This is a genomic window from Arthrobacter sp. TmtSoilC48 (genome assembly GCF_059739425.1).
The window spans coordinates 3486363-3509951 of the sequence record NZ_AP046049.1; the positions used below are offsets into that span (position 1 = coordinate 3486363).

Here is a 23589-nt window from a genome sequence, read left to right on the forward strand (position 1 = left end):
AGTGTGTTGTGTGTGGTGTAAGTTGTTGGCCTATTAGTACCGGTCAGCTTCACGAGTCTTTGGTCCTCGCTTCCACATCCGGCCTATCAACCCAGTGGTCTGGCTGGGGGCCTCTCACACGTATTGTGTATGGAAATCTCATCTTGAAGCGAGCTTCCCGCTTAGATGCTTTCAGCGGTTATCCCATCCGAACGTAGCTAATCAGCGGTGCACTTGGCAGTACAACTGACACACCAGAGGTTCGTCCGTCCCGGTCCTCTCGTACTAAGGACAGCCCTTCTCAAATTTCCTGCGCGCGCAGCGGATAGGGACCGAACTGTCTCACGACGTTCTAAACCCAGCTCGCGTACCGCTTTAATGGGCGAACAGCCCAACCCTTGGGACCTACTCCAGCCCCAGGATGCGACGAGCCGACATCGAGGTGCCAAACCATGCCGTCGATATGGACTCTTGGGCAAGATCAGCCTGTTATCCCCGAGGTACCTTTTATCCGTTGAGCGACGGCCATTCCACAATGTACCGCCGGATCACTAGTCCCGACTTTCGTCCCTGCTTGAGATGTCTCTCTCACAGTCAAGCTCCCTTGTGCACTTACACTCGACACCTGATTGCCAACCAGGCTGAGGGAACCTTTGGGCGCCTCCGTTACTTTTTAGGAGGCAACCGCCCCAGTTAAACTACCCATCAGGCACTGTCCCTGACCCGGATCACGGGCCGAAGTTAGATGTCCAAAGTGACCAGAGTGGTATTTCAACGATGACTCCACCCGAACTGGCGTCCGGGCTTCAACGTCTCCCACCTATCCTACACAAGCCACTCCGAACACCAATACCAAACTATAGTAAAGGTCTCGGGGTCTTTCCGTCCTGCTGCGCGTAACGAGCATCTTTACTCGTACTGCAATTTCGCCGAGTTTATGGTTGAGACAGCGGGGAAGTCGTTACTCCATTCGTGCAGGTCGGAACTTACCCGACAAGGAATTTCGCTACCTTAGGATGGTTATAGTTACCACCGCCGTTTACTGGGGCTTAAATTCTCAGCTTCGCCCACAAGGGGCTAACCGGTCCTCTTAACCTTCCAGCACCGGGCAGGAGTCAGTCCGTATACATCGTCTTGCGACTTCGCACGGACCTGTGTTTTTAGTAAACAGTCGCTTCCCCCTGGTCTCTGCGGCCCACACCCGCTCACGGAGAGCAAGTCTCCATCACGGGGCAGGCCCCCCTTCTCCCGAAGTTACGGGGGCATTTTGCCGAGTTCCTTAACCATAATTCTCTCGATCGCCTTGGTATTCTCTACCTGATCACCTGTGTCGGTTTGGGGTACGGGCGGCTAAAACCTCGCGTCGATGCTTTTCTAGGCAGCATAGGATCACCGGATCCCCCCGAACGGGAGTCCCATCAGATCTCAGGATCGTGCTCGAAACACACAGGAACGGATTTGCCTATCCCTGACCCTACATCCTTGGACCGGGGCAACCATCGCCCGGCCCGGCTACCTTCCTGCGTCACACCTGTTAATACGCTTACCTCCCGGGATCAGGTCCCGCGCTCGGCCAAAACCCACACACCACAAGGGTGGGCGGGCAGGCTCCGGGCGGTTAGTATCCCCCGCTTGGCATGGGCGGTTTTTCGCCGGTACGGGAATATCAACCCGTTGTCCATCGACTACGCCTGTCGGCCTCGCCTTAGGTCCCGACTTACCCAGGGCAGATTAGCTTGACCCTGGAACCCTTGATCATTCGGCGGACGGGTTTCTCACCCGTCTTTCGCTACTCATGCCTGCATTCTCACTCGTGTAGGCTCCACCGCTGGTTTCCACCGCGACTTCACTGCCCACACGACGCTCCCCTACCACTCCACACCCCTGAACCACGAAGGCTAGGGTACTGTGTGAAATCCACAACTTCGGCGGTGTACTTGAGCCCCGCTACATTGTCGGCGCGGAATCACTTGACCAGTGAGCTATTACGCACTCTTTCAAGGATGGCTGCTTCTAAGCCAACCTCCTGGTTGTCTTCGCAACTCCACATCCTTTCCCACTTAGCACACGCTTAGGGGCCTTAGTTGGTGGTCTGGGCTGTTTCCCTCTCGACTATGAAGCTTATCCCCCACAGTCTCACTGCTGCGCTCTCACTTACCGGCATTCGGAGTTTGGCTGACGTCAGTAACCTTGTAGGGCCCATCGGCCATCCAGTAGCTCTACCTCCGGCAAGAAACACGCAACGCTGCACCTAAATGCATTTCGGGGAGAACCAGCTATCACGGAGTTTGATTGGCCTTTCACCCCTACCCACAGCTCATCCCCTCCATTTTCAACTGAAGTGGGTTCGGTCCTCCACGACGTCTTACCGTCGCTTCAACCTGGCCATGGGTAGATCACTCCGCTTCGGGTCTAGATCACGCCACTACACTCGCCCTGTTCAGACTCGCTTTCGCTACGGCTACCCCACACGGGTTAACCTCGCGACGTAACACTAACTCGCAGGCTCATTCTTCAAAAGGCACGCCGTCACAGTTACTAGTGATTACTCACGACTGCTCCGACGGATTGTAAGCACACGGTTTCAGGTACTGTTTCACTCCCCTCCCGGGGTACTTTTCACCTTTCCCTCACGGTACTGGTCCGCTATCGGTCATTAGGAAGTATTTAGGCTTATCAGGTGGTCCTGACAGATTCGCACGGGATTTCTCGGGCCCCGTGCTACTTGGGATCCTCTCCAGGCGGTACACAACATTACGGTTACGGGGCTCACACCCTCTCTGGCCGGCCTTTCAAGACCGTTCACCTATGCCTGCACTACACACCCCACCGGTCCGGCAGAACCAGTACGGAAAGTCCCACAACCCCGCCCATGCAACGCCCGCCGGCTATCACACATGGAAACGGTTTAGCCTGATCCGCGTTCGCTCGCCACTACTAACGGAATCACTCTTGTTTTCTCTTCCTGCGGGTACTGAGATGTTTCACTTCCCCGCGTTCCCCCCACGCACCCTATGTGTTCAGATGCGGGTCACACAATCACCCAAAAGCGTTGTGCGGGGTTTCCCCATTCGGACATCCTGGGATCAACGCTCGGTTATCAACTCCCCCAGGCTTATCGCAGATTCCTACGTCCTTCTTCGGCTCCTAATGCCAAGGCATCCACCGTGTGCCCTTAAAAACTTGACCACACACAAACCAGCAAACCCACAACAAAGGGGCCCACCGGTTCACGATGCATCATCTATTCGAGAGAACCACGACCACAAAAGGCCAGGTTCATTCATAAGAAATTGCTGTAAGAACACACACCCACCAACCCCGAAGAGCCGGCACCATGCATGTTCTAGATGCTCGCGTCCACTATGTAGTTCTCAAACAACAACCCCGTCAACCAGACCCCCAACACCCACACGGGTGCCGGTACGAACCGGAAGCAGGAACAAAAGAAACACCAGAACTGTGTCCCCCTGCATTGCTGCAAAAAGGTCCTGTTGCCTCAGGACCCAACAGTGCGCCAAACACAACCCACACAAACCACGCCCCGGCACGTTCCCAACACCACACACCCCCAAAAAAGGGGCACGCACTGCCGTACTAACACCAGGACACAACCGGTCAGGCCATGCCAAACAAACGTTTGATTCGTTGATATTCCACCCATGAGCACCCACCGCAGAACATACGCCTGCGCAATGGGCAACACTGACAACCACCAGCCCCCGCATGCACGGGAACCGACACGGTTGTTAGCAGCTCCTTAGAAAGGAGGTGATCCAGCCGCACCTTCCGGTACGGCTACCTTGTTACGACTTAGTCCCAATCGCCGGTCCCACCTTCGACGGCTCCCCCCACAAGGGTTAGGCCACCGGCTTCGGGTGTTACCAACTTTCGTGACTTGACGGGCGGTGTGTACAAGGCCCGGGAACGTATTCACCGCAGCGTTGCTGATCTGCGATTACTAGCGACTCCGACTTCATGGGGTCGAGTTGCAGACCCCAATCCGAACTGAGACCGGCTTTTTGGGATTAGCTCCACCTCACAGTATCGCAACCCTTTGTACCGGCCATTGTAGCATGCGTGAAGCCCAAGACATAAGGGGCATGATGATTTGACGTCGTCCCCACCTTCCTCCGAGTTGACCCCGGCAGTCTCCTATGAGTCCCCGCCATAACGCGCTGGCAACATAGAACGAGGGTTGCGCTCGTTGCGGGACTTAACCCAACATCTCACGACACGAGCTGACGACAACCATGCACCACCTGTAAACCGACCGCAAGCGGGGCACCTGTTTCCAGGTCTTTCCGGTTCATGTCAAGCCTTGGTAAGGTTCTTCGCGTTGCATCGAATTAATCCGCATGCTCCGCCGCTTGTGCGGGCCCCCGTCAATTCCTTTGAGTTTTAGCCTTGCGGCCGTACTCCCCAGGCGGGGCACTTAATGCGTTAGCTACGGCGCGGAAAACGTGGAATGTCCCCCACACCTAGTGCCCAACGTTTACGGCATGGACTACCAGGGTATCTAATCCTGTTCGCTCCCCATGCTTTCGCTCCTCAGCGTCAGTTACAGCCCAGAGACCTGCCTTCGCCATCGGTGTTCCTCCTGATATCTGCGCATTTCACCGCTACACCAGGAATTCCAGTCTCCCCTACTGCACTCTAGTCTGCCCGTACCCACTGCAGAACCGGAGTTGAGCCCCGGTCTTTCACAGCAGACGCGACAAACCGCCTACGAGCTCTTTACGCCCAATAATTCCGGATAACGCTTGCGCCCTACGTATTACCGCGGCTGCTGGCACGTAGTTAGCCGGCGCTTCTTCTGCAGGTACCGTCACTTTCGCTTCTTCCCTACTGAAAGAGGTTTACAACCCGAAGGCCGTCATCCCTCACGCGGCGTCGCTGCATCAGGCTTTCGCCCATTGTGCAATATTCCCCACTGCTGCCTCCCGTAGGAGTCTGGGCCGTGTCTCAGTCCCAGTGTGGCCGGTCACCCTCTCAGGCCGGCTACCCGTCGTCGCCTTGGTAGGCCATTACCCCACCAACAAGCTGATAGGCCGCGAGTCCATCCAAAACCACAAAAGCTTTCCACCACCATGACATGCGCCAGATGGTCATATCCGGTATTAGACCCAGTTTCCCAGGCTTATCCCAGAGTCAAGGGCAGGTTACTCACGTGTTACTCACCCGTTCGCCACTAATCCCCCCAGCAAGCCAGGGATCATCGTTCGACTTGCATGTGTTAAGCACGCCGCCAGCGTTCATCCTGAGCCAGGATCAAACTCTCCGTTGAAAACAAAAAAAATCAAACAGACACAACCACACCCACCGGAAATAACGGCGAACACGGCTGCACAAAATTCGAAACCAGCTGAAAACCAAACCACCACACACGGGGGTGCATGACGATCCGGCATATAATTTCAACCAATCAAAAAAACAATCGGCATCAACAAACTTGGCACACTATTGAGTTCTCAAACAACAGACACTTACCGGCACCACCCACAACCCCAACAGGGCCACAGGATCGCTCCGGAGCAACTTTTCAAACTTACCCGATCAACCCGCTCTTGGCAAATCAACGTTTCCGCGATTCCCGATCCAGGCCCCGGCCCCACCCGGCAACCAGCACGCCCAAAAGCGCACCATATTCCAGGCTGTTATCAAAGGGGGTCGGCCCCCGCGGTTCCCAGCACCAGGCTGTCTCACTCGCGGCGACTCAGAAGACATTACACGCCCACCAGCCCCCACACAAATCCACCCCAACACCACCCAGAAACCGGCCAAAACCGCCCAAACACAGGCCAAACAACGCCACAGACCCGCCAAAACCACCCCAAAACCCCAAAAACCAACCCCAGTGAAGCCCGTCACACCAACCACACCCCACAATCCCGCCGCCAAACACCCAAGCCAACCACCGCCGTCGAACATTTCCACCCCACCCACCAAAACCCCGCACGATCTGAGAGAACGATCCCCCAAACCCCGCACGATCTGAGAGAACATCCGAAGAAGGCGGCGGCCATCCGGCAGCGCGCGTCCAAGGGAGGAACGACCGAGCGCGCAGAGGAAGACCACCACATTCGCGCCGCGCCAACCACCCAGCCACCCAGCCACCCAGCCACCCACGCGCCAACCTCCCAACCGCCTTCGCGCCAACCACGCACAAACACGCTTAAACGCAGAAAAGACCGGCAACCACAACGGTTGCCGGCCCTTTCAGGTATTGCGATGTACGGCGAACTAGGCCGAAACCTCAATCGTCGCCAGGTTCTTCTTGCCCCGGCGAAGGAGCAGGTACCGGCCATGAAGCAGTTCATCCCGCGCGATAACGGCATCCGGATCGGAGACCTTGGTGTTGTTCACGTAGGCGCCGCCCTCCCCGATGGTCCGGCGGGCTGCCGACTTGCTGTCGGACAAACCGGCGGCCACCAACAAGTCGATGATTCCAAGACCGTCGGCGCTGATCTTCGCGGAGGGAAGTTCCGCGGTCGCTGCTTCCAGGGTGCGCTCGTCCAGGACGGTGAGGTCGCCGTTGCCGAAGAGTGCTGCCGAAGCGGCGATGACCTTTTCAGTCGCATCGATGCCATGCACCAAGGACGTGACTTCGAACGCAAGCTTCTTCTGGCCTTCCCGTGCGAAGGGACGCTTCGCAACAGCCTGGCCAAGCTCTTCAATTTCCGCACGTGAAAGGAACGTGAAGACTTTGAGCCGGTCCACCACGTCAGCGTCGGCCGTGTTCAGCCAGAACTGGTAGAACGCGTACGGGCTGCACATTTCGGGGTCCAGCCAGATGGCGTTGCCCTCGCTCTTGCCGAACTTGGTACCGTCCGAGTTGGTGATGAGCGGCGTACCCAGGGCGTGGACGCTCTTGCCTTCCACCTTGCGGATGAGTTCGGTACCGCTGGTGAGGTTGCCCCACTGGTCCGAGCCACCGGTCTGCAGTGCACACCCGTAGTCGCGGAACAGTTGGAGGTAGTCCATGCCCTGCAGGATCTGGTAACTGAACTCGGTGTAACTAATGCCCTCTTCGGAACTCAAACGGGAGGCGACAGCATCCTTGCGAAGCATGGTGCCCACCCGGTAGTGCTTTCCGATCTCACGGAGGAAGTCGATGGCACTCAGCGGCGCCGTCCAGTCCAGGTTGTTGACCATGCGTGCCGCGTTATCGCCCTCGAAACTGAGGAAACGGCGCACCTGCCCCTGGAGGTAGCCGACCCACTCCGCAACCGTGTCCTTGGTGTTCAAGGTGCGCTCCGCCGTCGGACGCGGATCACCGATAAGGCCCGTGGATCCGCCAACCAGGCCGAGCGGCTTGTGGCCAGCCAACTGCAGGCGCCGCATCAGCAGGAGCTGCACCAAGTTACCCAGGTGAAGGGACGGAGCGGTGGGGTCAAAGCCACAGTAATACGTGATCGGGTCCCCGGCGAGCAGCTTTTCCAGTTCCGTTTCGTCGGTGGAAACGTGGATCAGGCCGCGCCATTTGAGCTCCTGCCAGATGTTGGCAAAGGCGGGATCGTTGTGCTGGGACTCGATGTTGTTTACGTGTGACACGAGTTCTAAGTTAGCAGGATTGTTGGGTTCACTTTTCCTAGCGTTCGATGCCGGCGGGCAGCGGTGCCGCGGCGATGAGCCTGAGCCGCTGCGTGGGTCGGGTCATAGCGACGTAGAGGTCGCCCACCTTGCCGTGCTCGTGATTGAGCATGGCAGCCGGTTCCAGGACGATGACGCCATCAAATTCCAGGCCCTTCGCTTCCTTGGGGCTGATGACCACGATGTCCTGCTCGTAGCTTCCGGCTCCCGAGCCGATGCGGCGGCCGTAGATCCCGCGCAGCGCGGCGGCCGCCTGCGGCAGCAGTGGGCCATCGGCGATGACAGCCAGCAGGCCGCCGTCGATTGCTTCCACTTCCTCAGGCAGGACCTCGACCAGGCGGGAGATAATTCCGTCCGCTTCGACGCGGTCCACGATGGGCGACCATTTGCCTTCGCGCACGGCCTTCGGAGCCGAGACCACCAGGCCTGCGCGGTTGGCCATCCGAACAGCGGCTTCCGCGATCTGGGACGGCGTGCGGTAGTTGACGGTCAGTTCTTCGAGCTGCCAGCGGTCACCGAACGACGGCGCGAGCGCGCTTTGCCACGAATTGGCGCCTGCCGCTGCACTCGTTTGGGCGATGTCCCCCACAATCGTGAAGGACTTCAGCGGGCAGCGACGCACGAGGAGCCGCCACTGCATGGCCGAAAGTTCCTGTGCCTCATCAACCACGATGTGGCCGAAAGCCCAGGAACGATCGCTCGTGGCGCGCTCGGCTGCGGTGAGCCGGTTCTCGCGTTCCTGGTTCTGGTCTGCCAGTTCTTCGGCGCTCACCAGGACATCCACGCCCATGGCTTCCATGTTGGCCAGGGTCTGCCTGGCGTTGGCCAGATCGCGGGCGCGGTCGGCTTCCTGCTGGGCCAGTCCCCTGCCCGCGGCAGGATCCAGCTCACCGAGCAGTTCGGCAGCTTCGTCAAGAAGCGGCACGTCCGCCTCGGTCCAGGGCGCATCCGCTGGCCGCTGCAGAAGGGATCGCTGTTCCGGTGTGAGGTGTGGCGTGCAGGCTTCCAGGATGGCGGGCTTGCTGAAGAGCTCGGAGATCAGCTTCTCCGGAGTCATCGGCATCCAGCACAGGTTCAGTGCGATGCGGACGTCCCGGGCGGACCGGACGTCTTCGGCGAGGTAGGCGCGATCGGCGTTATTGCCGATGTTCGACTCCTCGACGAGGTCCGTTAGTTGCTCCGTGAGCTCACGCAGAAGGATCTTGACGAACGTCAGCCGCGCTTCGTTGTGCGGCTTGCCCGTGGCCCGGGCCTTTTCCCGTGCGCGGCGGACCTGGCGGACGGTCAGCGTCAGCTTGCGGGAATCGACTTCGAGAATGCGGTCTTCTACAGGCGTGCGCTGCCGGTTCGCCACGGCGTTGGCCACCACCGTGGCCATGTCGAGCTTGCCTTTGAGCGCAGCAACGTCCGGATCTTCCTCGGGAACAGCGTGGATTCCGGGCATAAGCCGGCCAAGACTGGCCATGACGACGCCGGTCTCGCCCAGCGAGGGCAGTACACGCTCGATGTAGTGCATAAACGACGACGACGGTCCCACCAGCAGAACGCCGGCACTCTTGAGCCGATCACGGTGCGTGTAAAGGAGGTAGGCGGCGCGGTGCAGTGCCACTGCCGTCTTACCCGTCCCTGGACCACCTTGTACGACGAGCGCGCCCGAGATCGACGAACGGATGATCCTGTCCTGCTCCGACTGGATGGTTCCCACGATGTCCGACATGCGGCCCGTACGCTTGGAATTCAGGGCCGCAAGGAGCGCGCCCTCGCCTTGCAGGGAATCGTTGTCCGCGAGCATGCCGGCATCCAGGACGTCGTCCTCGATCGCCTTCACGTCCCGGCCTTGCAGGATCAGGTGTCGACGGCGGCGCACGCCTTGGCGGTCGAAAGCGGTGGCCTGGTAAAAGTGGCCGGCTTCCGGGGCGCGCCAGTCAACCATGAGCCGTTGGAGATCGGCGGTAGACAACCCGATACGGCCAATGTACTGGGCCTCCCCCGAGTCCAGATCGAGGCGCCCGAAGACCAAACGGTCATCGACGGCGTCGAGCTGGGCAAGGCGGTCCTCATACAGCGCGGCGAACGCGTCACGTTCGGACACGTTTTGCATGGTTCCCACTGCACCGGCCTTGCGCACCTGGGCCAGCTGGGCACGCTTTTCTTCGCGCAGCTCATCGAGCCGGGCGTACAGCCCAGCAACGTATTCCTGCTCGTGGACCAAATCAGCGTCGTGCATCGAACCGTAACCCCTATCGCAAAAGACAGACCGTCCATTCTACAGCGATTTTGGTAAACGTGTTGGGTCCAGGTCATATGGCGGACCAGCGGCCAAAGTTCACGCCCGGTTGCGTGGCCGCGCTGCTTTGTACCGTGACACCGTTGGATCATCTTCGATCCAGAAGCGCCACGGGTAGTCCGTACTTCCACCGGGACCAGCTACCCCAACCCGCGGTCCGCTGGCCACGGCCGCTACCGGCGTCTTAGGCAGCCAAAAGCTGAACGGTGAGGCGAGCGCGTCACGGCCCGTGTCCGCCGTCGTAAGTCCCAGCGCCGATGCCAGGCGTGCAGGTCCACTGGCCAAGTCCTTGTGCGTTTTGGAGGCAGGCCGCCTTACGGTGGCAAGCCCCTCGCCTTCTACAATCTCGCCGGCCCGCAGAAGCAACGCCGACGGGGAGCCTGCTGGACCGCAGACGATGTTGGCGCAGTAGTGCATGCCGTAGGTGAAGTACACGTACAGGAAACCCGGTGGTCCGAACATCGGCGCGTTACGGGCCGTGGGACCGCCGAAAGTGTGCGATCCGGGATCGGGGTGTTCGGAATCGCGGGGCCCCATGTAGGCCTCCACTTCAGTGAGTCTCACCGCGACTGGACCGGCTTCGGAGTAGTGGGTGAGCACCGCGCCAAGGACCAGTGGAGCGATGACACGGGGGTCGCCTTCGAGGAACTTACGCACTTTTTCGGGATCGCTGACTCCCTTCTCCATGGACGAGCTCATGCCCAGACCCTAGCAAAAATCGTGAAACGGCCATGTCCGATTTCCGCTAGCAGCGGACGTGGTCTCCTGACAGGATAAAGGAATGGACTTCTGGCAGTGCTACAGGGCAATTGACGCCCGCGACACCCGCTTCGACGGACAATTCTTCACGGCCGTCAGCTCGACTGGTATCTACTGCCGGCCGTCCTGCCCAGCCCGTACGCCGAAGGCCGAGAATGTCACGTTCTACGAGACGTCGGCCGCTGCCCACGAAGCCGGGTACCGGGCTTGCAAGCGATGCCTGCCCGAGGCCGTCCCCGGAACACCGGCCTGGAACATCCGATCCGACGTTGCCGGCCGTGCAATGCGCCTAATCAACGACGGCGTTATCACCCGCGAGGGGGTCGACGGCCTTGCGCACCGCCTTGGCTACTCCGCGCGCCAGCTCAACCGCATCCTTAGCCACGAACTTGGCGCCGGCCCGCTCTCACTGGCACGGGCCAGCAGGGCGCAGACAGCAAGGACGCTGTTGGTCTCAACGAAGATGCTCCTCGCCGATGTCGCCTTTGCCTCGGGGTTCAATAGCGTGAGGCAATTCAACGACACCATCGGCGAGGTTTTTGCGATGACCCCGACGGCGCTGCGAGCCACCGGTGCGAAATCGGGAGTACGCAGGGGTGCCGGGGAGGTAAGCGACGGGACACCAGCCGCTCTGACGTTGAATCTGCCATATCGGGAGCCCTTCGACCCGGGAATCTTCGATTTCCTGGCGGTTCGTGCTGTGCCGGGCATCGAGTCGGCAAGCACCGGACACGACGGAACCAGGACCTATGCCCGAACCCTCCGCCTCCCGCGCGGCAACGCCACGTTCTCGGTGGCCTACAGCCCCTCAAGGCAGGGCAAGCCCTTGCAGTTGTCGGCTACGGTGGTGGACCTCCACGACCTCCCGGTGTTGTTGAGTCGTGTCCGCAGGTTGTTCGATCTGGACGCCGACCCAGAAGCGATCGACGACGCCTTGGCGATGGACCCCCGGCTCAAAGGGAGCATCAAGGAGGTTCCCGGAATTCGCGTGCCAGGAGCAGTCGACCCCCAGGAATTGCTGGTCAGGGCGCTGATCGGCCAGCAAATCACCGTTGCTGCTGCCTGGACGGCACTGACCCAATTATCAGCTCTCGGCTCCCCGATCGACGGCGGTGTCCCCGGCCTGGATCGCCTGTTTCCGACCGCGGCGGAACTCGCCGAAGACGCCCGCATCCTGCTGCGGGGACCGCAGCGGCGCATCGAGTCAGTGGTTGCCGTGGCCGAAGCGATGGCCACAGGGACCCTCGAGTTCGGCTACGGCGACGACGTTGCAGGACTGGAGCGAAAGTTGCTGCCATTACCAGGAATTGGGCCTTGGACCGTAGGGTATGTCGCCATGCGCGTGCTGGGAGCGCCCGACGTTTTCCTGAGCAATGACGCGGCCGTTCGAAACGGGTTGCGGGTCCTCCCTCATGGTCCCGGCCTCACCCCTGAATTCCGGGAAGTCAGTCCTTGGCGGTCCTACGCCACCATGCATTTGTGGCGGGCGGCAACGAAGCCCAAAGACTCGTAGCTCCCGTTTCCGCTCTCACATCCCGGCGCCCTTCCGCGATCCTTCTCTCACATCCCAACGCCCTTCCGCGATCCTTCACTCACATCCCAACGCCCTTCCGCCATCCTTCACTCACATCCCAACGCCCTTCCGCCATCCTTCACTCACATCCCAACGCCCTTCCGCCATCCTTCACTCACATCCCAACGCCTTTCGCCGTTTCCTCTCTCACATCTCAACGCGGCAGGAAGTGAGAGAGGAAAGGGGAAAACGCCGCGGGAAGTGAGAGAGCGTCGCCGGAAAAGCCTCAGGATCTGAGAGAACATCCCCAAGGGACAAGGACTCGCAGCTCCCTTTCGTCTCCCATAACCCCGCATCGGCATTCCGCCGCGTGCCGACGTCGTACCGCTCCCCCGATGCATCAGGACGTTAGCGACCACGACCCAAAAAACGGCACGAAGTGAGAGAAGGACGGCCGAAACACGTCAGGAAGTGAGAGAGCACCGGCCGAAACACGTCAGGAAGTGAGAGAGCATCCACCGAAACACGTCAGGAAGTGAGAGAGCACCGGCCGAAACACGTCAGGAAGTGAGAGAGCACCGGCCGAAACACGTCAGGAAGTGAGAGAGCACCGGCCGAAACACGTCAGGAAGTGAGAGAAGGACGGCCTAGCGGGCCGCGGGTTGTGCCGCCGGCCATGGGAGCAGCTCGGGCAGGTCAACGCCGTCGGCCGCCGCGGTAGCTCGCAGGCTTCCCAAGCTCGGTTCACGGCCGGCGAGCCATGCCGCGATGTCCGTGAGCATGCCCGTAATGGCAATCGAGGTGCCCCCGTGGCCAATGACCCGCTGCGGCAGTCCTGTGGGCTGCAGGACAAATTTGTACTTCTCCGGAACGCGTGCTTCGAGGAAAGTGAACAGGTGCTCGCAGAAGGGCCGGCTCCAGGTTTCAGGCCCATATCCCAGTCCAAGATCCGATGCATGGATGGTGAGTTCGCGCCACAGTGCCAGACCGCCGTCGAGGACTGTTCCGTCCCGGTAGCTGATGCGCGCCTCCCAGTCGGCTGGTTCCAGTGCGTCAAACGCCGCCAAGGCACGAGACAGCGCGGTGTCAACGGACTCCTTATGGTCTGCGAGGCTGTGTCCGGCGGCCAGCTCGATGGCCTTGTTGCGGCCGTCCATGCCGCCGTCGTACAGTTCCACGGCCTCACCGCGCCGGGCGTACTCGAGCTGGCGGGCCATGGCGCGCGAAATCCCGGCAATATGGGCGAGGACGTGGCCACGGGTCCAGCCCGGGAGCTCGGACGGTTTCGGGACGGATGCCTCGTCCATTTTGGTGAGGAGGCGGGTAACGATGTCGGCGGCTTTGTGAAGCTCTGCGGGCAGCGCCCCAGTGGTGATCTGAGTCATAGCGACATGCTAACGCACCCCTTAAAGCCCTGTGGGACGGCACGTGATGTGCCATCCCACAGGGTTGATGATGCGTTTAGCTGGCGTAGCTGCGTGCTGCATCCAGTTCTGCCGTGAGCGCCACCAATTGGCGTTCGACGGCGGCCGGTGCAGTTCCGCCCTGGGAGTTGCGGCTGTTGAGCGAACCCTCAGTGCTGAGCACGCTGCGGACCTCGGGAGTCAAGTGCTCCGAGATCGCTGAATACTCTTCATCCGTCAGGTCCCACAGCTCAACCCCACGGCTTTCAGCCTGCTTGACCGCAGCACCTGAAAGCTCGTGTGCTTCACGGAAGGGAACGCCCTGGCGGACGAGCCATTCTGCGATGTCAGTGGCCAGCGCAAAGCCCTGGGGAGCCAGGGACTCCATACGCTCGGTGTTGAACTTGAGGGTCGCGATCATGCCGGACACGGCGGGAAGCAACAGCTCCAGGGTGTCGGCGGCGTCGAAGACCGGTTCCTTGTCCTCCTGCAAATCGCGGTTGTACGCGAGCGGCAGGCCCTTGAGCGTTGCCAGCAGTCCGGTCAGGTTGCCGATGAGGCGTCCTGCCTTGCCGCGCGCGAGCTCGGCAACGTCCGGGTTCTTCTTCTGCGGCATGATCGAGGACCCAGTGGAGTACGAGTCGTGCAGGGTCACGAAGGAGAATTCCTTGGTGGCCCAGAAGATGACTTCCTCGGAGATCCGGGAAAGATCAACGCCAATCATGGAGCAGACCCACGCGAACTCGGCGAAGACATCGCGGGAGGCGGTGCCATCAATCGAGTTGTGGACAGCCGAGAAGAAGCCAAGATCAGCTGCAACGGCCTCAGGATCCAGCCCCAGCGACGAACCGGCCAAGGCACCCGACCCATACGGCGAAACGCCAGCACGCTTGTCCCAGTCCTGGAGTCGCTGTACATCGCGAAGCAGCGCCCAGGCGTGTGCCAGAAGGTGATGGCTCAGCAACACCGGCTGCGCATGCTGCAGGTGCGTCCGACCAGGCATCGCCACACCTTGGTGAGCCTTTGCCTGCTCCACGAGTGCGTCGATGGTGGCGAGGACGCCAGCCGCGATGATCCGGGCATGGTCGCGCAGGAACATGCGGCCGAGCGTTGCCACTTGATCGTTGCGGGAACGGCCGGCACGAAGCTTGCCGCCCAACTGGGTTCCGGCACGCTCGATCAGGCCACGCTCAAGGGAACCGTGAACATCCTCATCGCTCTCGGCCGGGAGGTAGGCGCCGCTGGCGACGTCCTCGTCCAGCCGGGTAAGGGCGGCAAGCATGCCTTCAAGTTCGGCGTCGTCCAGCAATCCGGCCTTCGCCAGCACGCGGGCGTGCGCCTTGGAGCCGGCGATGTCATAGCGGGCCAGCCGCCAGTCAAAGTGCGTGGACTTGCTCAATGCTGCCAGCGCATCCGCGGGGCCGCCGGCGAACCGGCCGCCCCACAGTGCGCCTTCGTTTGTTGCGGACGTCATTATTCGCCCGAGACCCGCAGGTCGCGGCCGGAGGCAACCTTGGAGGACATGCCCCACAGCTCGATGAAGCCGCGCGCCATGGACTGGTCGAAGGTGTCGCCGGTGTCGTAGGTAGCGAGGTCGAAGTCGTACAGCGAAGTCTCGGAGCGACGACCGTTGACGATTGCCTGGCCGCCGTGGAGGACCATGCGGATGTCGCCGGAGACGTACTTCTGGGTGTCCTCGATGAACGCGTCCAGGGAGCGCTTCAGCGGGGAGAACCACTGGCCGTCGTAGACCAGCTCGGCCCAGCGCTGGCCAACGGTGGCCTTGAAGCGGGCCTGCTCGCGCTCGATTGTGACATCCTCGAGGTGCTTGTGGGCGGTGATCAGCGCCATTGCACCCGGTGCCTCGTAGATTTCGCGGGACTTGATGCCAACGAGGCGGTCCTCGACGACGTCGATGCGGCCAACGCCCTGCGCGCCGGCACGGCGGTTCAGTTCCTGGATGGCCTGCAGCGGGGTGACCTTCACGCCGTCGATGGCTACCGGCACGCCGGCTTCGAAGGAAATGGTGACCTCGTCCGGCGCCGGCGGGAATTCCGGCGTGGCGGTGTAGTCGTAGATGTCCTTGGTAGGTGCGTTCCAGATGTCCTCAAGGTAGCCGGTCTCGACGGCGCGTCCCCAGACGTTCTGGTCGATCGAGTACGGGTTCTTCTTGGTGGTCTCGATCGGCAGTCCCTTTTCCTCGGCGAAGGCAATCGCCTTGTCGCGGGTCAGGGCGAGGTCGCGGACCGGTGCGATGCACTTCAGGTCCGGGCCGAGCGTCTGGATGCCAACTTCGAAGCGGACCTGGTCATTGCCCTTGCCGGTGCAGCCGTGGGCGACGGTGGTGGCACCGAATTCGCGGGCAGCCTTCACGAGGTGCTTGACGATCACCGGACGCGAAATGGCGGACACCAGCGGGTAGTGGCCCTGGTAGAGGGCGTTGGCCTTCAGCGTCGGCATGGCGTATTCGTTGGCGAATTCGTCGCGGGCGTCGGCAACATAGGCCTCGACGGCGCCGCAACCGAGGGCGCGCTGGCGGATGGTCTCCAGGGACTCGCCGCCCTGTCCGACGTCGACGGCCACGGCGATGACCTCGGCGCCGGTGGCTTCACCGATCCAGCCGATGGCTACGGACGTATCGAGGCCACCGGAGTAGGCCAGAACAATGCGCTCAGTCACGAGAGTGCTCCTTTGTTGTTGCTTGGTTCATTTGAAATCAATGCTGCGTAAATCGGTTGTTGCCACCGCGGGCTAGTTTCCCGGTCCGGCTTCCTCGGCCATCCGCAGGAAACGGGCCGCCAGTTCGGCTCCGCCGTCGGGATCCCTGGCAACCAACAGCAGAGTGTCGTCGCCTGCGATCGTACCCAATACCGACGGCATTACGGAGTGGTCGATGGCCAGTGCCAGGAAGTTCGCTGCCCCCGGAGGTGTTCGCAGGACAACAATGTTGCCCGAAGCCTCGGCAGTTACGAGCAACTCACCACACAGCCGGGAGAGCCGCGCGTCCAGGATTTCCTGTGTGACGCCGCTTTTAGCGTTGCGGTCACCGCCCTCCCCCGGAACGGCATAGACCAGTGCGCCTTCCTTGCCGCGAACTCTCACCGCGCCAAGTTCCACAAGGTCGCGGGACAGCGTGGCTTGAGTGACCTGAACGCCGTCGTCCGCCAGCAGGGCTGCAAGCTCTGCCTGGGAACGCACGGACTCACCCGTCAGGATCGCGGTGATACGCGCCTGGCGGGCAGTCTTGGTGGCCGGGCTGGCGCCCGGAGCCGACGGATTGGTGGACACTAGAACGTGCTTTCCCCGGTGCCCTCGACGGGAGAAAGACCGTCCACGAACGCGAGGCCGGAACGGTGCATCAGCCAGGCCATGAGTGCCTTCTGGGCATGGAGCCGGTTTTCCGCCTCATCCCAGACGATGGACTGCGGGCCGTCAATGACGCCCGCAGAAATTTCATAACCGCGGTACGCCGGAAGGCAGTGAAGAACGACGGCGTCCGGCGCAGCCTGCGCCATGGCGGCCTCATCCACGGAGTAGTCGCGGAACAACTGCATCCGGGCTTCCTTCTCGGCTTCCTGGCCCATTGACACCCAAGTGTCCGTTGCCACTACGTCGGCGCCCTTGAGGGCTTCCGCGGCGTCGCTCGTGATGAGCACGGAGCCGCCTGTCTCGGCGGCACGCTCTTCTGCGGCAGCCACAATCTCCGGGGCCGGCAAGTAGCCAACGGGACCGGAAATACGGACGTGCATGCCGGCTGTGACGCCAGCCAGAAGGTAGGAATTGGCCATGTTGTTGGCCGCATCACCGAGGTAGGCCATGCTCAGGCCCTTCAGTTCACCTTTGTGCTCCTTGACCGCCAGGAGGTCCGCGAGGAGCTGGCACGGGTGGTAGTCGTCGCACAGGGCGTTGATGACCGGGACCTTGGAGTTTTCCGCCATGGCAACCAGGCCCGAGTGGGCCCCGGTCCGCCACACGATGGTGGAGACCATGCGCTCCAGGACCTTGGCGGTGTCCTCCACGGATTCCTTATGCCCGATCTGTGCTTCGCCGGGGTTGATGATGAGCGCGTTGCCGCCCATGTCCGCGATGCCGGTGGCGAAGGAAACACGGGTACGGGTGGAGGTCTTGTCGAAGATGACGGCGACGGTCTTCCGGCCATTGCCATCGGCCGCGAAAGGTTGGACGCTGTACGGCGCCGCTTTCATGCGGGCTGCGAGCTCAAGAACCTCGGCCTGCTCAGCAGGGCTCAGGTCGGTGTCCTTGAGGAAGTGACGGGTGGTGGGTGTAGTCACTGTGCGTCCTTAGCAGTTTGGGCGGTAGCCGTTGCAATGAGCTCAGGCAGTGCAGCCAGGAAACGGTCTGCCTGCTCGATGGTGAGGATCAGCGGCGGTGCCAGCCGGATGGTCCTTGGCCCCGGGCTGTTGATGATGAACCCGGCGTCAAGGCCTGCAGTAACCATTGCAGGCGCTACATCGGCATTGACGTCGAATCCGATAAGGAGACCTTCACCGCGGACCTCAGTCACGGCGTCCACCCGGGCAAGACCCTCGCGGAGGTGTGCCCCGACACTCAGAACATTCTGGAGGACACCCTGGCTCTCGATCGCGTGCAGCGTGGCAAGGGCGGCAGCCGTGGCCACGGGATTTCCACCGAAAGTGGTTCCGTGCTGCCCGGCGGTGAGCAGGGCCGACGTCGTGCTTCCGAAAGTAATCAACGCACCGACCGGGAAGCCGCCGCCAAGTCCCTTGGCAAGCGTAATGGCGTCGGGGACAATCCCCGCGTCTTCGCTGGCCAGCCATTTGCCGGTCCGGCCGATGCCGGTCTGGACCTCGTCCAAAATCAACAAGGCGCCGGCCGCCGTGGTGGCTTCGCGGGCTGCCTGCAGATATTCGGCGCTCAGCGGCCGGACGCCCGCTTCGCCTTGGATTGGTTCCAGGAAGACGGCTGCCGTGGATTCGTCGACGGCGGAGCGCAGGGCTTCGATGTCACCGAACGGAATGTGGACCACACCGCCGGGCAGGGGCTCGAACGGTGTCCGGTAGGCCTCTTTGGCCGTGAGTGCGAGGGCACCCATGGTGCGGCCGTGGAAAGCGCCTTCGAGGGCAACAATCCTGCTGCGCTTGGCGTCGCTGTTCCGGCGGGCCAGCTTGAACGCTGCCTCGTTGGCTTCCGTGCCGGAGTTGGCAAAGAAAACCTTGGATCCCGCGGGAGCATTGGTGATGGCCAGGAGCTTCTCAGCCAACGCGATCTGCGTGGGGCTCGTGAAGAAGTTGGAAACGTGTCCAAGCGTGGCGAGCTGGCTGGAGATCACGGAGGTGACGAAGGGGTGGGCGTGGCCCAGCGCGTTCACGGCGATGCCGCCGAGGAGATCCAGGTATTCCTTGCCGTCGGCGTCCCACACGAGGCAACCTGCGCCGCGGACCAGGACCCGCTGGGGCGTGCCGAAGACACCCATAAGCGACGAGTTGTAGCGGGCCAGCCAGTCAGCGCCTGAGCTGTGGCCAGTAATGGCGTCTGTTGGGGATTCCACCAGTTCTGCTTCGTTCGCGGTCATGCGTTCACTTCCTCGTCAGGTACTACTTGGGTGCCGATGCCCGCGGTCGTAAAGGTTTCCAGCAGCATTGAGTGCGGCAGCCGGCCATCCACGATGTGCGCGCGTTCCACGCCTTCGTCGATCGCCTTCAGGCATGCAGCCATCTTGGGGATCATGCCCGACTCGAGCTTGGGCAGCATCTCGCGGAGTTCGGATGCAGTCAGCGAAGAGATCAGCGACGATTTGTCCGGCCAGTTCGCGTAGAGGCCCTCGACGTCGGTCAGGATGACCAGCTTGGAGGCGCCCAGCGCAGAAGCGACAGCTGCAGCCGCCGTGTCTGCGTTGACGTTAAGGACCTGGCCGGTAGTGGGACCGGAACCGTTGCCGTCGTCGAGGATTTCCGGGGCGACCGTCGAGATCACCGGGATGCGGCCGGCGTCGAGGATGTCCTTAATGCCGGCGGGATCGACGCCTACGACTTCGCCCACCAGGCCGAGGTCAACTTCCTCGCCGTCCACCACGGTTCCGGTGCGGACTGCGCGCAGCAGGCCGCCATCCTCGCCGGACATGCCAACCGCATACGGACCATGGGAATTGATGAGGCCCACAAGTTCACGACCCACCTGGCCGGTGAGGACCATGCGCACCACGTCCATTGCTTCCGGAGTGGTGACGCGCAGCCCACCCTTGAATTCGGACTCGATGCCAAGCCGGCCCAGCATGGAGTTGATCTGCGGACCGCCGCCGTGCACCACCACAGGGTGGATGCCCACGTGGTGGAGGAACACGATATCCTCGGCGAAGGCACGCCGAAGGTCATCGTTGACCATGGCGTTCCCGCCGTACTTGATCACCATGGTGGTTCCAGCGAAACGCTGGATCCAGGGCAAGGCCTCGATCAGCGTGCCCGCTTTGTCCTGGGCTGCTTCGGCCGAGACGTGGCTCGCGGACGTGGTTTCCCGGGTGTGCGCAGTCATAGTCATCCGCTCAGCTCGAGTATGCACTGTTCTCATGCACGTAGTCGTGCGTGAGGTCATTGGTCCAGATGGTTGCCTCGGCGTCGCCGGCCTGCAGGTCGATGTCGACGCGCACCTCACGCGGTTCAAGGTCCACCAGGTTACGGTCCTCGCCGATGCTGCCGTTGCGGCAGATCTGCACGCCGTTCATGGACACGTTGAGCTGGTCCGGCTCGAACACGGCATCGGTGGTGCCCACGGCAGAGAGTACCCGGCCCCAGTTGGGGTCCTTGCCGAAGATGGCCGCTTTGAAGAGGTTGGAGCGCGCAACGGCGCGGCTAACGATCTCGGCGTCGCGTTCGCTTGCCGCGTTGAAGGTACGGATGGCGATGTCGTGGCTTGCACCTTCGGCGTCGCCGATGAGCTTACGGGCCAACTCGGCGCACACCTTCGTAATGGCCTCGCTCAGCTGTTCCGCAGAGGGCAGTGCTTCGGAGGCACCCGAGGCCATCAGCACCACGGTGTCGTTGGTGGACATGCAACCGTCAGAGTCGGCGCGGTCAAACGTGACACGCGTGGCATCGCGGAGGACGACGTCGAGCTCGTCCGCCGGTACCTCGGCGTCGGTGGTGAGGACAACAAGCATGGTTGCCAGGCCGGGGGCCAGCATGCCGGCACCCTTCGCGATGCCGCCAACGGTGAACTGCTTGCCTTCGGCGTCGGTTCCAGTGAAGACGGCCTCCTTGGAGACGCTGTCAGTAGTCATGATCGCCGTGGCAGCGGCCGAACCGCCGTCTGCCGAAAGCTCGCCGAACGCGGCTTCAACGCCCGGAAGGATCTTGTCCATGGGCAGTTGCTCGCCGATCAGGCCAGTGGAGCAAACCACGACGTCGGAAGCTGAGACTCCCAGCACTTCGGCCACTTTCTCGGCCGTGGCATGCGTGTTCTGGAATCCCTGCGGGCCAGTGCAGGCGTTGGCTCCGCCGGAGTTCAGGATCACGGCGTCCACACGGCCATCGCTGACCACCTGGCGTGACCAGTGAACCGGAGCAGCGGCTACGCGGTTTGAGGTGAAGACGGCGGCAGCGGACTTTCGCGGACCGTCGTTGACGACGAGGGCCAGATCCGGGTTGCCGGAAGCTTTGATGCCGGCTTTGATGCCGGAAGCCCGGAATCCCTTGGGTGCGGTAATGGTCACGGTGCAACTCCCTGCAGGTTCAGGCCGGCGGTTTCGTCCAGGCCGAGGGCTATGTTCATGGACTGCACGGCTCCGCCGGCTGTTCCCTTGGTGAGGTTGTCGATAGCGCACGTGACAATGACGCGGCCGGTGTGCTGGTCGAAGGCCACCTGCATGACTGCGTGGTTGGAACCTTGCACTGACTTGGTGCTGGGCCACTGGCCCTCGGGGAGAAGGTGGACGAACGGCTCGTCGTCATAAGCCTCCGCCCAGGCTTGGCGCAGTTCGGCGTAGGTAACTCCGTGCCCGACTTTCGCAGTGGCCGTAGTGAGGATACCGCGGCTCATCGGAGCCAGGGTTGGAGTAAAGGACACCGTCACCGGCTCGCCGGCGGCATTGGAAAGCCCCTGCTCGATTTCCGGCGTGTGGCGGTGCCCGCCGCCAACTCCATAGGGGCTCATGGATCCCATGACTTCGGAGCCGATCAGGTTGACCTTTGCCGCCTTGCCCGCACCGGAGGTACCAGAGGCCGAGACAATTACGACGTCGTCCGTCAGGAGGAGGTTATTGGCGAACCCCGGCGTCAAGGCGAGCAGGGCCGACGTCGGGTAGCAGCCGGGGACCGCAATGCGCTTGGCACCCTTGAGGGCGTCGCGCTGTCCCGGCAGTTCAGGGAGCCCATACGGCCAGGTCCCGGCGTGGGCCGAGCCGTAAAACTTTTCCCAGGCAGCCGGATCCTGCAGGCGGTGGTCCGCTCCGGCGTCGATGACTACTGTGCCTTCCGGCAATTGGGCAGCGATCTCCGCAGAAGCGCCGTGCGGGAGCGCCAGGAAGACGACATCATGCCCGGACAGGTTCTCCACAGTGGTGTCTTCAAGAATCCGACTTGCCAAACCGTGGAGATGCGGCTGCAACTCCCCTAGTCTGGAACCGGCGTTGCTGTGCGCAGTGATCGCACCGATAGTGACGTTCGGATGGCCCGCAAGCAGGCGCAGCACTTCTCCCCCGGCGTAGCCGCTGGCACCGGAGACGGCAACAGAAATAGTCATAGCTCCACTGTACAGCAAAACTATTCATGGTTGCCGATATTTATGCACGCCGTCTTCTGGCAAGTGCACGGCGTCACATAAGTTAGTGCGGACGGCGTATGCTTAGTGGAGGGTGATCCAGACCGTGCAGTCCGAACGTCGGCTGCAGCGTTGCCCGTTAGCGATACGGGGCACATAAATGGCACCCACGTCCACCGCTGAGCGCCCCAAGACACGCGCAATTCAGCCAAACCCCGTTGTTCAAAGCTATTCGGAGCTCCTTAAGAGCGTGAAAGCTGCCGGTCTTCTCGAACGGCGCAGCGGGTTCTACATCTGGCTCTTCGTAGCCCTCATGATCCTCATGGCCGCCACCTGGACAGGCTTCGCCCTGCTGGGTGACTCCTGGTTCCAGCTCCTGATCGCTGCCGCCGTGGGTATTTTCTGCACACAATTGAGCTTCCTGGCACACGAGGCCGGACACAAGCAGATCTTCGCGTCCCGTCGCGCAAACGACTGGTCAGCCCGCCTCCTGGCAACAGGAATCGCAGGCATCAGCTACTCCTGGTGGGAGCAAAAACACGGTGCCCACCACAACCACCCCAACGTCATTTCCAAGGACCCTGACATCCGGAACAACGCGCTGGTCTTCTACGAAGATGCAGCCGCCGAACGCAAAGGACGCCTGGCCTTCCTGACCAAGAAGCAGGGCTGGTTTTTCTTCCCGCTCCTCACGCTCCTTGGCCTGAGCCTGCAATTCGACTCGCTTCGCTTTGTCTTCGGCAAGCAGAAGGTGCGCCACCGCTGGGTGGAGACGCCTATCCTGGTGGCCCGTCTTGCCGCCCTTCCGGTCCTCGCTTTCACCTTCCTGCCCATCGGTATGGCGTTTGCGTTCCTCGGTGTCCAGATCATGGTCTACGGCTTCTACATGGGCGCCTCGTTTGCCCCCAACCACAAGGGCATGCCTGTCCTTCCCAAGGACAGCCGAGTCGACTTCCTCAACCGGCAGATCCTTACCTCCCGCAACATCTCGGGCGGACGCTTCATGGACTTCCTGCTGGGCGGACTGAACCGCCAGGTGGAACACCATTTGTTCCCTGACATGGCCCGGCCCCACCTTCACAAGGCCGCAGGAATCGTCCGCGAGTTCTGCACGAAGCATTCCATCCCGTACACGGAAACCACGCTGATTCAGTCCTACGGGATAGTGGTCAGCTACCTCAACGAGGTAGGCCTGGCAGCTGGTCGTGGCTTCGACTGCCCCGTCGCTTCGACGCACGGACGCTTCTAGGCCTCCACAACCAAAGGCGTCATCCTTCATAGGATGGGTTCTGGAACCGGGCACCGGAAGGACCGTCCCGGAG

At 61.7% G+C, this 23589-nt stretch carries 14 protein-coding genes and 2 rRNA genes; 2 read left to right on the forward strand and 14 right to left on the reverse strand.

What is annotated here, in order from left to right:
- Positions 1-12 precede the first annotated feature (12 nt).
- From AC6I97_RS16170 to AC6I97_RS16190, 5 genes are all read right to left on the reverse strand, one after another.
- Positions 13-3168: ribosomal RNA gene (locus AC6I97_RS16170) — 23S ribosomal RNA — on the reverse strand.
- Positions 3169-3743: 575 nt separating this feature from the next.
- Positions 3744-5266 (reverse strand): 16S ribosomal RNA (locus tag AC6I97_RS16175).
- Together the 16S and 23S rRNA genes form the textbook arrangement of a ribosomal RNA operon.
- A 956-nt stretch (positions 5267-6222) precedes the next feature.
- Positions 6223-7533 (reverse strand): tyrosine--tRNA ligase, encoded by a 1311-nt coding sequence (gene tyrS / locus AC6I97_RS16180; protein WP_497945414.1) that lies wholly within the window; start codon positions 7531-7533, stop codon positions 6223-6225.
- Between the two features lie 37 nt (positions 7534-7570).
- Positions 7571-9799 (reverse strand): HelD family protein, encoded by a 2229-nt coding sequence (locus AC6I97_RS16185; RefSeq protein WP_309928009.1) that lies wholly within the window; start codon positions 9797-9799, stop codon positions 7571-7573.
- Positions 9800-9898: 99 nt separating this feature from the next.
- Positions 9899-10546, reverse strand: a complete 648-nt coding sequence (locus tag AC6I97_RS16190) for a DNA-3-methyladenine glycosylase (RefSeq protein WP_309928040.1) — start codon at positions 10544-10546, stop codon at positions 9899-9901.
- A 94-nt stretch (positions 10547-10640) separates the two neighbouring features.
- Between AC6I97_RS16190 and AC6I97_RS16195 the strand changes: the two genes are divergently transcribed.
- Positions 10641-12131 carry a DNA-3-methyladenine glycosylase 2 family protein gene (locus AC6I97_RS16195; protein WP_497945415.1) on the forward strand — a complete coding sequence of 497 codons (1491 nt, stop codon included), beginning with the start codon at positions 10641-10643 and terminating at the stop codon, positions 12129-12131.
- 647 nt (positions 12132-12778) lie between these two features.
- Here AC6I97_RS16195 and AC6I97_RS16200 read toward each other — a convergent pair.
- From AC6I97_RS16200 to argC, 9 genes are all read right to left on the reverse strand, one after another.
- Positions 12779-13516 carry a maleylpyruvate isomerase family mycothiol-dependent enzyme gene (locus tag AC6I97_RS16200; RefSeq protein ID WP_497945416.1) on the reverse strand — a complete coding sequence of 246 codons (738 nt, stop codon included), beginning with the start codon at positions 13514-13516 and terminating at the stop codon, positions 12779-12781.
- A 76-nt stretch (positions 13517-13592) separates the two neighbouring features.
- The gene (gene argH / locus AC6I97_RS16205; protein WP_497945417.1) at positions 13593-15008 is read right to left on the reverse strand and encodes an argininosuccinate lyase; all 1416 of its coding nucleotides are present in this window, start codon (positions 15006-15008) and stop codon (positions 13593-13595) included.
- Positions 15008-16213, reverse strand: coding sequence for an argininosuccinate synthase (locus AC6I97_RS16210; protein ID WP_224092452.1), 1206 nt, complete (start codon positions 16211-16213; stop codon positions 15008-15010). The genes argH and AC6I97_RS16210 overlap by 1 nt, the downstream gene beginning before the upstream one ends.
- A gap of 72 nt (positions 16214-16285) precedes the next feature.
- Positions 16286-16822, reverse strand: coding sequence for an arginine repressor (locus tag AC6I97_RS16215; RefSeq protein WP_497945418.1), 537 nt, complete (start codon positions 16820-16822; stop codon positions 16286-16288).
- The gene (gene argF / locus AC6I97_RS16220; protein WP_497945419.1) at positions 16822-17826 is read right to left on the reverse strand and encodes an ornithine carbamoyltransferase; all 1005 of its coding nucleotides are present in this window, start codon (positions 17824-17826) and stop codon (positions 16822-16824) included. The genes AC6I97_RS16215 and argF overlap by 1 nt, the downstream gene beginning before the upstream one ends.
- Entirely contained in the window at positions 17823-19088 is a 1266-nt protein-coding gene (locus AC6I97_RS16225; RefSeq protein ID WP_497945420.1) for an acetylornithine transaminase, read from the reverse strand. Before AC6I97_RS16225 ends, argF begins: the two co-directional genes overlap by 4 nt.
- The gene (gene argB / locus AC6I97_RS16230; protein WP_497945421.1) at positions 19085-20044 is read right to left on the reverse strand and encodes an acetylglutamate kinase; all 960 of its coding nucleotides are present in this window, start codon (positions 20042-20044) and stop codon (positions 19085-19087) included. Before argB ends, AC6I97_RS16225 begins: the two co-directional genes overlap by 4 nt.
- Before the next feature lie 10 nt (positions 20045-20054).
- Positions 20055-21221, reverse strand: a complete 1167-nt coding sequence (argJ, locus tag AC6I97_RS16235) for a bifunctional glutamate N-acetyltransferase/amino-acid acetyltransferase ArgJ (RefSeq protein WP_497945422.1) — start codon at positions 21219-21221, stop codon at positions 20055-20057.
- Positions 21218-22249 (reverse strand): N-acetyl-gamma-glutamyl-phosphate reductase, encoded by a 1032-nt coding sequence (gene argC / locus AC6I97_RS16240; RefSeq protein WP_497945423.1) that lies wholly within the window; start codon positions 22247-22249, stop codon positions 21218-21220. Before argC ends, argJ begins: the two co-directional genes overlap by 4 nt.
- A gap of 178 nt (positions 22250-22427) precedes the next feature.
- On the opposite strand from argC, the gene AC6I97_RS16245 reads away from it, so the two are divergent.
- Entirely contained in the window at positions 22428-23516 is a 1089-nt protein-coding gene (locus tag AC6I97_RS16245; protein WP_224167019.1) for a fatty acid desaturase family protein, read from the forward strand.
- The last annotated feature ends 73 nt before the right edge of the window (positions 23517-23589 follow it).

Coding starts and splice junctions, on each gene's coding strand:
- AC6I97_RS16185 (WP_309928009.1), bottom strand. CDS start 9,799: ATGCACGACGCTGATTTGGTCCACGAGCAGGAATACGTTGCTGGGCTG.
- AC6I97_RS16190 (WP_309928040.1), bottom strand. CDS start 10,546: ATGGAGAAGGGAGTCAGCGATCCCGAAAAAGTGCGTAAGTTCCTCGAA.
- AC6I97_RS16195 (WP_497945415.1), top strand. CDS start 10,641: ATGGACTTCTGGCAGTGCTACAGGGCAATTGACGCCCGCGACACCCGC.
- AC6I97_RS16200 (WP_497945416.1), bottom strand. CDS start 13,516: ATGACTCAGATCACCACTGGGGCGCTGCCCGCAGAGCTTCACAAAGCC.
- argH (WP_497945417.1), bottom strand. CDS start 15,008: ATGACGTCCGCAACAAACGAAGGCGCACTGTGGGGCGGCCGGTTCGCC.
- AC6I97_RS16225 (WP_497945420.1), bottom strand. CDS start 19,088: ATGACCGCGAACGAAGCAGAACTGGTGGAATCCCCAACAGACGCCATT.
- argB (WP_497945421.1), bottom strand. CDS start 20,044: ATGACTGCGCACACCCGGGAAACCACGTCCGCGAGCCACGTCTCGGCC.
- argC (WP_497945423.1), bottom strand. CDS start 22,249: ATGACTATTTCTGTTGCCGTCTCCGGTGCCAGCGGCTACGCCGGGGGA.
- AC6I97_RS16245 (WP_224167019.1), top strand. CDS start 22,428: ATGGCACCCACGTCCACCGCTGAGCGCCCCAAGACACGCGCAATTCAG.